Origin of the sequence: Bradyrhizobium sp. AUGA SZCCT0182 (assembly GCF_018130185.1) — a bacterium.
Lineage (GTDB): Bacteria > Pseudomonadota > Alphaproteobacteria > Rhizobiales > Xanthobacteraceae > Bradyrhizobium.
Genome location: NZ_JAFCLY010000017.1, coordinates 125,161 through 138,675 on the forward strand (window position 1 = coordinate 125,161; position 13,515 = coordinate 138,675).

12 protein-coding genes are annotated in these 13,515 nt (G+C 59.5%); 9 read left to right on the forward strand and 3 right to left on the reverse strand.

Annotation, left to right across the window (positions count from 1 at the left end):
- Positions 1 to 119: 119 nt before the first annotated feature.
- Together JQ611_RS19480 and JQ611_RS19485 are read right to left on the reverse strand one after the other, a co-directional pair.
- Positions 120 to 566 carry a response regulator transcription factor gene (locus JQ611_RS19480; RefSeq protein ID WP_249133295.1) on the reverse strand — a complete coding sequence of 149 codons (447 nt, stop codon included), beginning with the start codon at positions 564 to 566 and terminating at the stop codon, positions 120 to 122.
- On the reverse strand, positions 560 to 1,189 hold the full coding sequence (locus JQ611_RS19485) for a response regulator transcription factor (RefSeq protein ID WP_212466335.1): 630 nt from the start codon (positions 1,187 to 1,189) through the stop codon (positions 560 to 562). The genes JQ611_RS19480 and JQ611_RS19485 overlap by 7 nt, the downstream gene beginning before the upstream one ends.
- Positions 1,190 to 1,474: 285 nt before the next feature.
- On the opposite strand from JQ611_RS19485, the gene JQ611_RS19490 reads away from it, so the two are divergent.
- Positions 1,475 to 1,942, forward strand: a complete 468-nt coding sequence (locus JQ611_RS19490; protein WP_212466306.1) for a helix-turn-helix domain-containing protein — start codon at positions 1,475 to 1,477, stop codon at positions 1,940 to 1,942.
- Here JQ611_RS19490 and JQ611_RS19495 read toward each other — a convergent pair.
- Positions 1,848 to 3,383, reverse strand: a complete 1,536-nt coding sequence (locus JQ611_RS19495) for a sensor histidine kinase (protein WP_212466307.1) — start codon at positions 3,381 to 3,383, stop codon at positions 1,848 to 1,850. The two genes, JQ611_RS19490 and JQ611_RS19495, sit on opposite strands and share 95 nt — an antisense overlap.
- Positions 3,384 to 3,673: 290 nt before the next feature.
- Between JQ611_RS19495 and JQ611_RS19500 the strand changes: the two genes are divergently transcribed.
- From JQ611_RS19500 to JQ611_RS19535, 8 genes are all read left to right on the forward strand, one after another.
- Positions 3,674 to 4,474 carry an acetoacetate decarboxylase family protein gene (locus tag JQ611_RS19500; RefSeq protein WP_212466308.1) on the forward strand — a complete coding sequence of 267 codons (801 nt, stop codon included), beginning with the start codon at positions 3,674 to 3,676 and terminating at the stop codon, positions 4,472 to 4,474.
- Positions 4,475 to 4,623: 149 nt separating this feature from the next.
- Positions 4,624 to 5,427, forward strand: coding sequence for an acetoacetate decarboxylase family protein (locus JQ611_RS19505; RefSeq protein WP_212466309.1), 804 nt, complete (start codon positions 4,624 to 4,626; stop codon positions 5,425 to 5,427).
- A gap of 257 nt (positions 5,428 to 5,684) precedes the next feature.
- A complete protein-coding gene (locus tag JQ611_RS19510) occupies positions 5,685 to 6,068 on the forward strand; it encodes a cytochrome d ubiquinol oxidase subunit II (RefSeq protein ID WP_312012031.1) in 384 nt (127 codons plus the stop codon).
- Positions 6,069 to 6,105: 37 nt separating this feature from the next.
- Positions 6,106 to 8,067 carry an FUSC family protein gene (locus JQ611_RS19515; protein WP_212466311.1) on the forward strand — a complete coding sequence of 654 codons (1,962 nt, stop codon included), beginning with the start codon at positions 6,106 to 6,108 and terminating at the stop codon, positions 8,065 to 8,067.
- A 23-nt stretch (positions 8,068 to 8,090) separates the two neighbouring features.
- The gene (locus JQ611_RS19520; RefSeq protein WP_312012030.1) at positions 8,091 to 9,011 is read left to right on the forward strand and encodes an HlyD family secretion protein; all 921 of its coding nucleotides are present in this window, start codon (positions 8,091 to 8,093) and stop codon (positions 9,009 to 9,011) included.
- Between the two features lie 5 nt (positions 9,012 to 9,016).
- On the forward strand, positions 9,017 to 9,220 hold the full coding sequence (locus JQ611_RS19525) for a DUF1656 domain-containing protein (RefSeq protein WP_212466313.1): 204 nt from the start codon (positions 9,017 to 9,019) through the stop codon (positions 9,218 to 9,220).
- 180 nt (positions 9,221 to 9,400) lie between these two features.
- Positions 9,401 to 9,946, forward strand: a complete 546-nt coding sequence (locus tag JQ611_RS19530; protein WP_212466314.1) for a helix-turn-helix domain-containing protein — start codon at positions 9,401 to 9,403, stop codon at positions 9,944 to 9,946.
- A gap of 443 nt (positions 9,947 to 10,389) precedes the next feature.
- Positions 10,390 to 13,239: a winged helix-turn-helix domain-containing protein gene (locus tag JQ611_RS19535; protein ID WP_212466315.1), complete on the forward strand. Its 2,850-nt coding sequence runs from the start codon at positions 10,390 to 10,392 to the stop codon at positions 13,237 to 13,239.
- The last annotated feature ends 276 nt before the right edge of the window (positions 13,240 to 13,515 follow it).

Here is a 13,515-nt window from a genome sequence, read left to right on the forward strand (position 1 = left end):
ATCTCCGAAGCGTTGTCAGCATTGCCACGGATATATGGTGAAGGATGACGTCAGGGCTTGTTCAAAACTGCTTCAATCGTTCGCGATTTGCCTGACCTTCAACCACACTCCAAAACGGTCTAGTTGCTGAGGGCTCGATGCAGGCAGTTCACCAACGCTTCCGCTTCAAATGGCTTGCGGAGAAAGCAGGTTGCCCCGCTGGACATTGCTTTCTCCTCGGTGCCGGGGTCGGCGCGGGCGGTGATCATGATCACCGGCAGTGAGCCATGGCCAGTGCTGAGCGCACGTTTCAGCTCGAAGCCGTTCATCCCGGGCATCTGGATGTCGGTGATGGCGCAGGAAAAATCTCCAAGGTCGCTTGATGCGAGAAAATCCTCGGCCGATGCAAAGTCGCGCACGTCGTAGCCCAGCGAGCGAACAAGTCCGACCAGAGCCTCGCGCATGGCAGCGTCGTCATCGACGATCGAAATCAGGTGCCTGACAGCCATCCGCAGATCTCCTTGCGGGCCGGCCGCCGAAATTTTCCATTGGGGTGACGAATCCACATGGATGATAGCTTTCAACATGTCCGGTTCTTCAATGTATCCGCCATGCGAACCAGATCGGCCAGCGAACGGGCTCCCATCTTTCGCATCCCAGCGCCGCGATGAATTTTGACCGTTACCTCACTCAAGCCAAGCTCACCCGCGATCTGCTTGTTCATCTTGCCCGCGGTCACCAGCGCCATCACCTCGCGCTCGCGTGGGGACAGCGTAGCGTAACGGTCGACGATGGCGACCGCTTGCTGCTCACTGGCGCGTTGCAGTCGGTCGCGGTTGATCGCGGCGGTCACCGCGTCGATCATGTCCTGGTCGCGGAACGGCTTTGGCAGAAAGTCGACCGCACCGGCCTTCATGGCGCGCACGGACATCGGAATGTCGCCGTGTCCCGTCATCAAGATCACCGGCAAGGGTACTCCGAGCCTGACCAGTTCCTCCTGAAAGTCCAGGCCGTTGGTCCCAGGCAGTCGGATGTCGAGAACGATGCATCCCGGAGCATCCAGATCGTCAGCCCTGAGAAAATCCTGGGTTGAACGGTAGACTTTCGCGTTCAACCCCACCGAGCGGAGCACGCTACTGAGCCCATCACCCAGATCCGCATCGTCATCGACGATGTGCACAACGGGAGATTCGTCTGGCGTGTTGGGCATGCAGCATTCCACCGGTGGTGAGCGTGCTCCTCCCTAACATGACAAAAGCCGCCAATGTCATCACACGAAGGTATGATCGGTGATGGCATCTCATTTTCCCACAGCAGTCAGCCGCTGGCGAGGAGGCCTGACCGCCGCTCACACCAAGGTGTGAGGGTGATGAGACACATCGACGATTGGCGTAACGAGAGGTGGCGGCCATCCTTGGTCCCACAATGAGGCATGTGACCTAGCGTTGCGTGGTCACCGCCGGGTAAGTGCGGCATAGCGAACCAGGAGCTGCTGATGTTGAGGATCATGAACGAGCTGGAAAGCGAAGGTACCGAAGAGGCTTTTCGGCCGGTCAGTCTCCAACCGGAGGCGGATTTACCGGTACCGCACCTGCTTCCGTCCGGCGCGATGGTGACGGCGGGCTTTGCCCGAGGCGGACTGCCTCCAAGGGTGCTGCGGCGGATTCGCGAATACATCGAGGACAATATCGACCAGCGGATCAGCGTAGAGCTGCTGGCAGGACTGGCAAAACTGTCGGTCTGCTACTTCGTGCGGTCCTTCAAGCAGTCCACGGGTATCACGCCTCACGACTACCTGATACGGCAGCGCGTGGAGAGGACCAAGCAGTTGCTTTCGGGCACCGACATGCCTCTGTCGGAAATTGCGCTCACCGCGGGCTTTGCAGATCAAAGCCATTTTGCCCGACGCTTTCGTCAGCATGTCGGAATGTCGCCGCGGGACTACCGCTGGTCGAGCCCCTAGCATGAGAGTTCGGCACCGTCGCGTCAACTTGCTGCTGGACAGGAAGACGGATTGTGAACAAGGCTCCCCAACGGTCGCCGGGCGTTGCAGAGATCGATCCGCCGTGGCTCTCCACGATGGTGCGGCTGATCGATAGTCCCATGCCCATTCCGTCAGCCTTTGTCGTATGGAAGGCGGTAAAGATATCGCTGGCTATCTTCGGATCAATTCCGGTCCCCGTGTCCTCGATCTCCAGGACGGCCATTTGGGAGTTTGAATCCTCCAATGACGCTTTGGAACTGATCGACAACAGTCGTCTCCGACCGCCGATCTGCGACATCGCGTGTATAGCATTGACGACGAGATTGATGACGACCTGCGCAAGCTGCACGCGGTCGCCGAGGACGAGCGGCGCGGGCGCCTGAAGATCAAGCCTGAGTGCTACATCATTGTTAAGCATCTCGCGCTCGACGAGCGGAATGACGTCAGCAACGATATCGTTCAAGGTGAGCACCGTGTGGGATGGATTGCCCTTCCGCGCCAGGGCACGAAGACGGGTGATGACGTCGCTCGCGCGCCGACCGTTGGCGATCATCCGCTCGACCGCCCGACGAACTTCTTCGATGTTGGGTTCGTCTCGTAGCAGCCATCGCAAACTAGCTTCGCCATTTGTCACAATCGCCGCGAGCGGCTGGTTGACCTCGTGAGCAATCGACGCGGTCAGCTCGCCCAGCGTACTGATGCGCGTGACGTGCTCGAGCTGGCTACGCGCGTGATGCAGTGCGTCCTCCGCTTGCTTCTGCTCTGTGATGCCGCTGTTAATCTCCATCGTGGCGATTGGACGCCCGCGCTCGCCGCGTTGCACTGCCCAACGGCTTACGACCCATACTTCAAGGCCATCGCGTCGCGTGTGAATGAGTTCTCCTTGCCAACGGCTGGAGTCGTCGAGCTGCTTCATGGGGCCGGCCGACGGCGGATACTTTGTCTTCAGTAGATCGCTGGCTTTCTGCCCCAGCGCCTCCTTTCGTGGCCAGCCGTAGAGTTCCTCAGCCCCGGCATTCCAATAGGTGATGACATCGTTTCTATCGCGCACGAAGATCGCATCGTGGGTCAGATCGAGAAGCGCCGCCTGATCGCTCAGGCTTTCCGCCGCCGCCCGGTTCCTGAGCGCGGCGAGGGTCGCAATGCCAATCGCGCAGAGGCCGATCAAGGCGCGGAGCACCGGCCCGCTTTCAAACGATTCGCTGTGAACGATTCCGTAGCTCAGAAGGGTCTGCAGGACGCAAACGGCGCAGACAAGCAGGATGCCGCGCCGGCCCAGGAAATCTGCCGATGCAATCACCACGACGGCGTACAGCACCGCGATTTCGATATCGAGCGGAGCGAACGTATCGATCGCAAAAATGACCGCCACCCCAGCGAGCATCAGGGCGACCTGGAGACCGGTTGGCCGGCCCATCATTCGAGATTGTCGCGCTGACATCGGCCTCCGTCGAGCGGTGCTGTCTTCGAAGTCCGCCTCCGCTGTGCATCCAACCTAGCGGGCGCGCGGGGGGACCGCTTGTACTTGCACGCTCCGACTTGCACGTTCGTGCGGCAATTGAGTTACTTCCCACGAGCAACGACATCGTGTGGGCAGGAATCTTCAAATTAACGCATGGTTTCACAAGCGACGGGGACTCTGCTGCGCCTAAGCTCTTCCGGGGCAGGGCGCACGGCGTTTCGACCACGCTGTCGGGGGAGGATCTTCAAATGCTCAAGGGCTTTGCGGTGCCGCGGTCACCTCTGGGGACAGCGGCGCTAACACCGCCGCCGCCATGGCATTACGCAGGTGACGTTCTGGCCGTAGAGTTCTGGAACGACCCGGATGTGTCCGCTGACATACTTCCCCGAGGCGTTAAGCTTGATGCGCTGTGCTGGGGGCGCTCTGTCGCGCTCTTCGCCGATTGCCAGTTCACTGCGAACTGCGATGAGTATCTGGATCCAGCACGATTTCAGTCCCGCGAGTTCTTCGTTCTGCTCGATGCAACGTGGCAGGGGTCTCGAATAGCCTGGTGCCCGTACGCCTACGCCGACAACGATGCGGCGATCATGAGAGGCTGGATCGCGGGTTACCCGAAGAAGTGCGGCGTCGTGCACCAGACCCGCACCTTTGCCGCCGCCAGCGCGGCTTCGGCACCGCTCGCGACCAAGAGCAGATTTGCCGGTTGTGTATCTGCCCGTGGACAGCGGCTGGCAGAAGCTCGCCTGATATTGCGCGAGCGGGCCGATCATCTCGTTGGCCTGCTTGATCGTCCGATTGTCTCGCGTCGATATTTTCCGCGGCTTTGCGCGGGCATGCAGGACAAACCGGCCGTAGATGAACTCGTCCGGTGCATCATGGACAATTTCCTGATCTCGAACCTGTGGGTCGGTGAAGCCGAGCTGAGCTTCCCCGAGGCTCACGGCGAAGAACTCGACATGCTTGGGCCGATCAAGGTCGGTCGCGGCTTCCGGTTCTCATTTTCCTGTTCGATCTCCGATTGCGAGATGTTGGCCGATCTGACCGTCTAGCGATCGTTTTGCCGGCCAAAAACAGAGAATGCACGGAAAGTAGTTTTTCTGACCGCAAGAATAGACAAGCCGACGCAAGCCGATGAAATCAATTGCGGCTGGCTTCGATAGAGTTGCTGACGAAACGAGGGAAGTACGCTGGAGTTGAAATGCTGAAGGGCTTTACCGTTCCGAAGTCGCCATTCGGTCAGGCGGCACTAACCCCACCGCCGCCCTGGCACTACTCCAGTGACGTTGTCGGAGTTGAGTTCTGGACCGATCCCGAGGCAACGGCCGCGACGTTGCCGAGCGGTCTCTCTCCCGATCCGAAGTCGAACGGCCATGCCGTGATGATGTTCCTGGATTGGCAGTTCACCGCGCAGGACGACGAATTTCTCGATCCGGCCCGTTATCAATATCGCGAGGCGCTTGTGCTGCTCGACGCGATGTATCGCGACACAGCCGTGATGTGGTGTCCTTACATCTATGTCGACAACGATGCCGCACTGGCGCGAGGGTGGACCCAAGGCTTTCCCAAGAAAATGGGTAGCATTTTTCAAACGCGCACATTTGCCGCGGCAAGCCCTGCCGCTGCACCGATTGTGCCCGGTGGGCGATTCGGCGCGAGCCTTTCCGCGCACGGCCAGCGTCTGGCGGAAGCCTGTATCACCCTGCGGAAGCCTGTCGGAAACGGCTTGTCCCTTCTCAGCCGCCCGACGGTCCTGTTGCGATACTTCCCGAGGCTTGCCGCCGGATATCAGGACAAGCCGGCGGTCAACGAACTGGCGATGTCGATCACCGACAACCTCACTGTCGCCGACGCATGGGTCGGGGAAGCCGAATTGAATATTCCGGACGGGCAAGGCGAAGAGCTTCACGCGCTCGCGCCAAGCCGCATCGTATCCGGTTTCCGCTATTCGCTCGCCTACTCGGTCACGGATCTGAGGATCCTGGAGGACCACACGCGTAAATAGTCCGAACAACACTCCCGCCGTTACGGCGAAGCGTGCAGTCCCGCGCTACGCCGGGAGGGCCTCCAAGGATCCCCCGTCCCAAGGAGGCCCTCCGCGAGGGGGGAGGAAGGAGAACGTTAGTGCGAATTGCGTCCGAATATTTGGTCGAACCTCACGAGAAGACGGGCGTCAAGCCTTCTTGGCGAAAGCCGGCTCCCGTGCAAGCGCGAGGGCCCGGGAAGCGCGCGTATCGTTTGCTGCCTGAGCTGACTGTTGGAGTGCTCGCCTTTCTCGGATGCGCAATCGTGGCCGCTCTCGCCATGCCTCTCGATCTGATGAACCGTTCATATCTACTGATCGTCCCGCTGATCGGAGCCATCTCCGCGTATGGCTTGCTGAAAGACGCCAAGCACCAGAACGACTTGGCTCCCTTTCGTTCTTCGGTTCTCATCGTCATGGCTGCGTTTGCCACACTGGCCTGTTTGTTTTGGCCATTCATGATTCCGTTCGCGCGCGCCGTCGAACAGGCGGCATCGCCACCCGTCAGCCCAGCCTTCATGCTCTGGGGCGTGGGCCTCTTCGTCATCCCGTTTACACTCGTCTACACCACGGCGGTCTATCGACTTTCTCGAGAAAAGGTTGCCGAGGTGCACGACGAATAACCGCGTTGTGCGGCGGTTCGCTCACGAAAGATCGCAGATGGTGATACCGGTTCACATATGGGGACACGCGCTGCGCATATGGCTGGCAGCGGTCACCGCGCTCTACGTGGCGTTCTGGCTGCAGCTTGGAGGAGCATCATCGGCCGCAGTGACCGTCGCTATTCTGGCGCAGCCGACCCGCGGGGCCGCGCTGGCGAAAGCCGCCAACAGGATCGCCGCGACGTTCATCGGCGCCACGATGTCCATCGTGATCGCTGGTCTCTTCCCCGGCGAGCGTGTCGGCCTGCTCGCGGCGTTCATTCTCTGGATGTGCGTTTGTGTATTCATCGCGAGCTATTTCCGCGGCTTTCGGGCTTATGCCGCCGTCTTGTCCGGCTACACCGTCGGAATCATCACGGTCGTCAATATCGACGCGCCGCAAAAGGTGTTCGCAACAATGACCGATCGGGTGGCCGCGATCACGATAGGTATCCTTTGCGTGACACTCATCAACGATCTCTTCGGATCGACGCCGGTTTGGCCTGGGCTGGAGCGTCGGATAACCCAGGTCTGGCATGATGTGCGCGGCTACGCGCGCGACGCGTTGGGCGGAGCCAAGGACGATGTGAAAAGAGCAGGAATGCTCTTCGCACAGATTGCCGCTTTGAGGGATGAGGTGGACATCGTCGCTCACGACATGGCAGATGGCCGGCAGCGGGCCCGTGGCGCGCGCAGCGCGATGCTGGCGCTGGTCGAGATTGTCCAACAGGTTCGATTGGTGCACTTGCTTGACCGTGGCGATCCCTTGGCCGTAACCATCAGACACCAATGTCTTGCTGCGCTCGATGGCAATCGCTCGGAGGCGCTGGCTTTCCTCGCCACGCTGCGCGACGAAGAATTGTCACGTCCTGACGCGACCGTCGCAGCCATAGGGCAAATTCAGCAGGCTCATCGCTGCGTGGAATCCATCACTCAGCTTGAGAACGGACTATTGTCCCTGCGCGAAGGGAGCGAGCCGGCTCGTGATGTGCGGTTGCCACACCGCAAGGAGGTCTTCTTCGCACTGCAAAATGCAATTCGTATCGGGATTGCGCTTTCGGCAGGCACCCTTTTTCTCGTGCTTGCAGGATGGCCAGCGTCCGCATTGGCTTTGACGATTACTGCAATCGTGTGTGCTTTGAGCACTACAATGCTAGATCCCTCGAAAGCCGTGGTGGCCGCCATGGCGAGTTTCGTGCTCGCCGCGGTGAGCGCCGATGTCGTCCACTTCTACCTCCTCACTGATTCACAGGACTTTATCCGGCTCGCGATCGCCATCGCGCCGATGATGTTTTTTGGCTGTCTGCTCAGCGCCAATCCGAAGATCGCCGGCATCGGAGTGATGATGAACGTCATGTTCCTGTTCTTGCTGTCGCCGTCCAACCCTCAATCGTTCAACGCGCTCAGCTTCTTTTCACAATGCGTGTTCGTGGCATTTGCCCTCGGTGTCGTATTTCTGGCGTCCCGACTAGTGTGGCCGGTATCGGATCTCGACAAGCAACGCGCCGTTGTCAGGGCCGCGAAGGAAACGTTGGCGGCGTCGGTGACCGGCCGGAAATACAGCCTGTCGGCGCTGAGCATCGCCCTGGCCTCCAGGATTGCCGACTTTGTTGCCGCGGCCACTGGTAAACATGGGTCGCATCCGGAAGTGCTTAAGGGCCTTCTCGCAACCAACGACCTGTCGCTCACGTCGGCTGCGGCCTACGCTCACCTGGAGCAGAGCTCAGACGATCCGGCCATTTGCTCCATGCTTGGCCCGTTGCAACGGGCTCTTCAGTCCGGGAATAGCCGACGACTTTACGCCGGCGCCAGATCAATTCTTCGACGCATGCAGGAAGGCAAGGGCGGGCCGCAGGAAACGCTGTTGGCCGCGGTAACGGACTTGTGGTCCGCGAGCCTGGTGCTGGAACGCGAGAGGCGCAGGATCCGGCATTTCGCGGGCCGGAGCTTCGTTAGCAGGGGAGAGGGGCGATGGGCGTAGCGCCAGTCACAAGAAAGCGATCAGTGGTCAAGCTGTTACGATACCTTGCGACCGGCGTGCTTGTGGTGGCAGCCCTTGTTGCTGCGCGTTATGGCTGGCTCGTTTATGTGACGTCGCCGTGGACGCGCGACGGTATGGTTCGTGTGCAGGTCGCAAATGTAGCGCCGCAGATTTCCGGCCAGATTGTTGAGGTGCGAACTTACGACAACCAGCATGTTCACAAGGGGGATATACTCTACGTCATCGAAAAAGTTGATTTCGAGGTGGCGCTGGACAACGCGAAAGCGACCATCCTGAGCCGTCAGGCCGACCTCGAAGTCAAGAAGGCGCAGAACGCCCGGCGGGCGGCGCTTACTACGCTGTCTACCTCGATTGAGGAGAAACAGGTATTCGACGGCAACGAGAAGATCGCGGTCGCCGCCCTTGCGAGCGCCAAAGCCTCGCTTGCACAAGCCGAGATCAATCTCAAGAGGACGGAGGTCCGTTCGCCTGTCGACGGCTTTGTCACAAACCTCCTGATGCGGGTCGGCGATTCTGCGCGGGTCGGCACGCCAAACGTCTCGGTGATCGACCAAAATTCCTATTGGATCGACGCGTACTTCGAGGAAACGAAGCTTGCTCACATCCATGTCGGAGACGAAATCGAGGCGACGCTGCTTGGTTATCAAACACCGGTCAAAGGCAGGATCGAAAGCATCACGGGCGGTATCAGTGCCGCGAACGCCGCAAGCAGCACGCAGGGCCTGCCGAATGTCGATCCGGTATTCACTTGGGTTCGTCTCGCGCAGCGCATTCCGGTGCGGATCAGCATCGGCCAAGGCCCGCAAGATGTGCCGCTCATCGCAGGAATGACTTGCAGCGTTTCGGTTGTTGGCGGGAGGCAAGCTCCGGCACCGAAGCCCGATCGGGGAATCCTCGACCGGCTAATAAGTCGACTTGGGTGAAACCGATGCGTGCGCCAAGGGACATTGATCTGGGGGGCGTCCTGGTTGACCCCTTTGTGAGGTACCTGCTCCTCGCCGTGGTCATCCTGATCGCAATCCGGTTTGTTGTTGGCCGCCTCGGATTGAGGTCGATATTCGCCAATCCGCCACTTGCGGAGGCCGCCCTCTACGTCTGCATCCTGGTCGGCCTTATAGCGTTCTGGATCTGAGTGCCAGTCGGCAAGGCGTCCAAAACAGCCCTCGACTAGCGAATACCGTCGCATCTCATTGATATCTCGATGTTATCGCATGCTGCGCTGCAATTAATACTTCAGAACGCTACTTAACAAGCCAACTGGGACCGTTTGCACCATGTTCTCCCGCGCCGGGCTGCTCTTCGAAGGATCGACATGGAAGCGTCTCAAAGCACTGCATCGAATTCTCCGCCAGCCGCGCTTCAGTTCGGCTATCTGGCGGGCAGCCTGGCACAGCTTCTTGAAGTGGTCAGGCGCGAGTTCGAGCACGACCGCGAGGCGGCGAAGGCCTCGTTGGCCACGGCCTCCACTATCTTGCAGTCGGAAATTGAACGCTCTTCTGGCGCGAAGCGATTCAGGACAGGGGGGCTGGCCGGCTGGCAGATCGCGCGGGTGCGGACCTTTATCGACAAAAACTTGCACCGGACCATTCACACTCAGGACCTCAGCGCCGTCGCGCGGCGAACCCCGGCGCACTTCTCGCGGTCGTTCAAGCTAAGCTTCGGAGAACCGCCACACGCTTACGTGGTCAAGAGGCGGTTGGAGAAGGCTTGCCATCTGATGATAACCGGTTCAGCTTCGTTGAGCGAAATCGCGCTGAGCGTTGGATTTTCCGATCAGGCACATCTGTGCAGACTATTCAGGCAAGCCTTTGGGCAAAGTCCAGCCGGTTGGCGACGCGAACACGAGATACAGCAATGAAGTCATAGAGCCAGCGCTCGGCGCAGCAGGACGGGCGTGCAGAAGCGTTGGCACTTATCGATCGGTCAATGGTTGCCCTAGCCGAGGCCAATGAACCTCGTCACTTGCCTGGAATCAACACTGCCTTTTGAATTGTCTGGATTGGAACTCGCGGTATCTGGATCGGGTGCGGGCGAAGTCCAGAAGGCGCGTGGTCTGATTGGCCCATTTTACGGTCAATTCTCTCCGGGGAATTGCGCGCCTGACCTCAAAGAATGCTCGAAATGGTCGGGACTAGATAACAAATAAGTGAAGCGAAGCCGGGAGCCGGGTTGCTACATCAGGGAGCCGGGCCGGCAGCCGGCTTTCGAGGTGGCGCTCTGGCAATGTCGAGTGCTCATTGGTACGTTGAACGATTGATATCGCACGGTAGCACGACGCATTCGTCGTGTTGAGCTTAGACCATGGCTGATACCCTGAGGTTTGGTCCTTTCGAGCTCTCGAGCGATCGGAGGGAGCTGCGACGCGATGATATCGTGCTGCCCCTCGGGAGCCGCGCGCTGGCGGTTCTGATCTATCTTGCCGAGCGCCCCGGTGAGGTCATCACCAAGAAAGAACTCATTGATCATGTCTGGCCCGATGTGACCGTCGAGGAGGGCAGCCTGCGCGTACACGTGGCCGCCATCCGCAAGGCGCTCGGAGACGGCAAATTCGGCAACCGGTATATCACGAACATTCAGGGACGGGGCTACTCGTTCGTCGGGACTGTCACCGGGGTCAGTGACGGTGCGGCCGACGCCGCCCCTCGGCGATACCGGGGTGCGCTTCCCGCGCGGCCGCGCAGGATGGTCGGGCGGGAGCCGGTGCTCAGGGAGGTCATGGACAAACTGCGAGCGGAGCGCTTCGTCACCCTGCTTGGCCCCGGTGGCATTGGCAAGACGACCATCGCTGTCGCGGCAGGTCATGCCCTTGCCGAAGAGCTCGGCGGAGCGGTCTACTTTGTCGACCTCGGAAGCCTCACCGGTCCGGATCATGTCGCGCGCACAATCGGGACATCCTTGGGGCTCGGGTTGAAATCGAAGGAAGCAGGCTTGGAGCTCGTCGATCTCGTTCGGTCGAGAAAGCTGCTCGTGATCCTAGATAATTGCGAGCATGTGATCGAGGCCGTCGCGTCGATCGCCGAGCAGCTCTTTCAGGGGGCCGAACAAGTCCATCTCCTGGCCACGAGTCGTGAATCCTTGAGGGTAGAGGGCGAACATTGCTGCCGCATCTCTCCGCTCGCTTCTCCGCCAGCGGGTTCGGAGCAAACGGCGGCTGCCGTGCTGCGCTATCCCGCTGTTCAGCTCTTTGTTGAGCGCGTGACGGCAAGAGGCGGCAATTTCGTTCTCACCGACGACGAGGCGCCTTTTGTCGCCGATATGTGCCGAAGATTGGATGGCGTGCCGCTCGCAATCGAATTGGCTGCCGGTCCGGTGGCCGCGTTGGGGCTCCGGAGCACGGTCGCTCGGCTCGCATCCCGGCTGGAGTTGCTGAAACTCGGCCATCGAACGGCGGTCCCGAGACATCAGACGCTCAAGGCAACCATGGATTGGAGCTACGATCTGTTGTCGGGCGGGGAGAGGATTGTCTTCAGACGAATTGCCCGGTTTGTCGAACATTTCAGCCTTGAGGGAGCAAGACATGTCGCGAGCGAACAAGGCTCTCACGAGGGGGAGGTTTGTGACGCCATCGCAGGTCTGGTCGAAAAGTCGTTGATATGTACCCAGCTTGACGATGGGCAGCCACAATATCGATTGCTGGACACAACGCGCGCCTATGCGCTCGAAAAGTTGAAGGAGCATGACGAATTCGACGCAATCTCCCTGCGGCACGCGGAATGCGTCGCCCAACAGCTCGAATCGCAAAAAGAGATGCTATCGGCCCTGCCAAGGGTTGAAAGAGTTGCCACCTATTCGCGCCAGCTCAGCAATGTTCGGTCGGCGCTGGAATGGAGTTTTGGACCAAACGGCAACGACGAGATCGCGACCAGACTTGCAGCGGCTTCAATGCAGCTGTTCCTGGAGCTGTCGCTATTGATCGAATGCCAGGCCTGGGCCGAAGAGGGAATGGCCCGACTGGGAGATCAGCATAAAAACTCCCGTCGCGAGTTGGAAATTTGCGCATCGCTGCCCCTTGCCTTGATGCACACTGAAGGCAGCAATCTGAGCGTTCGCTCCGCTTTTTCAAGAGCGCTAGACCTTGCGGTCATGCAGCAGGACCTTTCCTACGAGCTCAGGCTTCTGAGCGGACTCTTCATGTATTCGCGTTGGACAACCGACATTCCCGGTGCGCTCGATATCGCCGCGCGAAGCCAAAAAGTCGCTTTGAAAACGCTGGATCCCGACGACATTGCACTTGCTGAATCGATGCTGGGTGCCGCAAATCATTTGGCGGGAAATCATCTGCTTGCACAGAAGCATTTCGAGGCCGGGCTGCGGCAGTCGACCTCCGGCTCGCGCTTGCGCGCGGGACACCATTTGTTCTATCACACCAGCCTCTTGCTTGCCGGCATGGCGCGTTCCCTGTTGTACAGAGGGCTGCTCGACCAATCATTGGACTACGCAAGGCTTGCGATAGAGGAAGGAGAAAAATCCGGCCATCCAGCGACATTGTGCCAATCCCTGAGCCTGGTTCTCCCTGTCCATCTGGCTCTGGACGATTGGCAGAAGTCAGAGCAGTACATCGCGCAATTGACCGACCTCTCCGCAGCTCACTCCCTGAGGCCATATCGTGCAGTCGCGACTGGGTTGCGAGGCCGGTGGCTTCTCCTTCAAGGTAATATTCGCGATGGCGTCCCGTTGCTGAAGAGGACGCTGGAGGACCTTGAGGCTCAACGTCATGAAATGCTGAACATGGATTTTGTCTGCGATCTCGGCGTGGGCCTTGCCGCCTTGGGCCAGCACGAGGAGGCGCTGACGTTGGTGGCGACTGCCCTTGATGCCCAGAAGCGCGGGGGAAAATTCCTGTACGTGCCCGCCCTGTTCAGGGTGAAAGGTCTTATCCTGGCGTCAAGGTCGGCCGAAGACTATCCAGAAGCAGAAAAGAGTTTTCTGGCGTCGATCGAGTGGGCAGGACGTCAGTCCGCCACCTTGTTTGAATTGAAGTCGGCGGTCGACCTTGCCGAGCTGTTGTTGTCACAGAAGCGAATGCTGGAGGCATACAGACATATCAGTGCGGCTCTTGGCCGGGCGCCAGATGGGATTATCTCACCGGATCAAGATCGCGCGCGACAAATCCTCGGCCGGTTCCAATCCGACGTCAAGGCGGCTGGCTAGGGCGCGTACTCATAAATCGAGCTTGATCGGTGCAGGGCTTGACCAATGTCCGCTATGCCCCGGTAGCGACCAAATTCCGTACCGCAGCGAAATGACGCGATGTAGCAATAGGCGAGATTGATCACGGATAGCGGCTCAGTCAGCTGGGATCGACGCACTAATCCGATGGGAGAGTCGGCCATCTGGTAGAAGGACGACATAAGACGATCGAGGGTCGAGGTGAGCGCAGTTAAGAGATTTCTGCCGGCTAACGACACGCAAAAGCGTTCAAAATCG

What these genes read in the sequence shown, in the direction of transcription:
- JQ611_RS19525 (WP_212466313.1), top strand. Translation starts at nt 9,017, where the DNA reads ATGCGTGCGCCAAGGGACATTGATCTGGGGGGCGTCCTGGTTGACCCC.
- JQ611_RS19505 (WP_212466309.1), top strand. Translation starts at nt 4,624, where the DNA reads ATGCTGAAGGGCTTTACCGTTCCGAAGTCGCCATTCGGTCAGGCGGCA.
- JQ611_RS19500 (WP_212466308.1), top strand. Translation starts at nt 3,674, where the DNA reads ATGCTCAAGGGCTTTGCGGTGCCGCGGTCACCTCTGGGGACAGCGGCG.
- JQ611_RS19490 (WP_212466306.1), top strand. Translation starts at nt 1,475, where the DNA reads ATGTTGAGGATCATGAACGAGCTGGAAAGCGAAGGTACCGAAGAGGCT.
- JQ611_RS19535 (WP_212466315.1), top strand. Translation starts at nt 10,390, where the DNA reads ATGGCTGATACCCTGAGGTTTGGTCCTTTCGAGCTCTCGAGCGATCGG.
- JQ611_RS19485 (WP_212466335.1), bottom strand. Translation starts at nt 1,189, where the DNA reads ATGCCCAACACGCCAGACGAATCTCCCGTTGTGCACATCGTCGATGAC.
- JQ611_RS19530 (WP_212466314.1), top strand. Translation starts at nt 9,401, where the DNA reads ATGGAAGCGTCTCAAAGCACTGCATCGAATTCTCCGCCAGCCGCGCTT.
- JQ611_RS19480 (WP_249133295.1), bottom strand. Translation starts at nt 566, where the DNA reads ATGTTGAAAGCTATCATCCATGTGGATTCGTCACCCCAATGGAAAATT.
- JQ611_RS19495 (WP_212466307.1), bottom strand. Translation starts at nt 3,383, where the DNA reads ATGATGGGCCGGCCAACCGGTCTCCAGGTCGCCCTGATGCTCGCTGGG.
- JQ611_RS19515 (WP_212466311.1), top strand. Translation starts at nt 6,106, where the DNA reads ATGGTGATACCGGTTCACATATGGGGACACGCGCTGCGCATATGGCTG.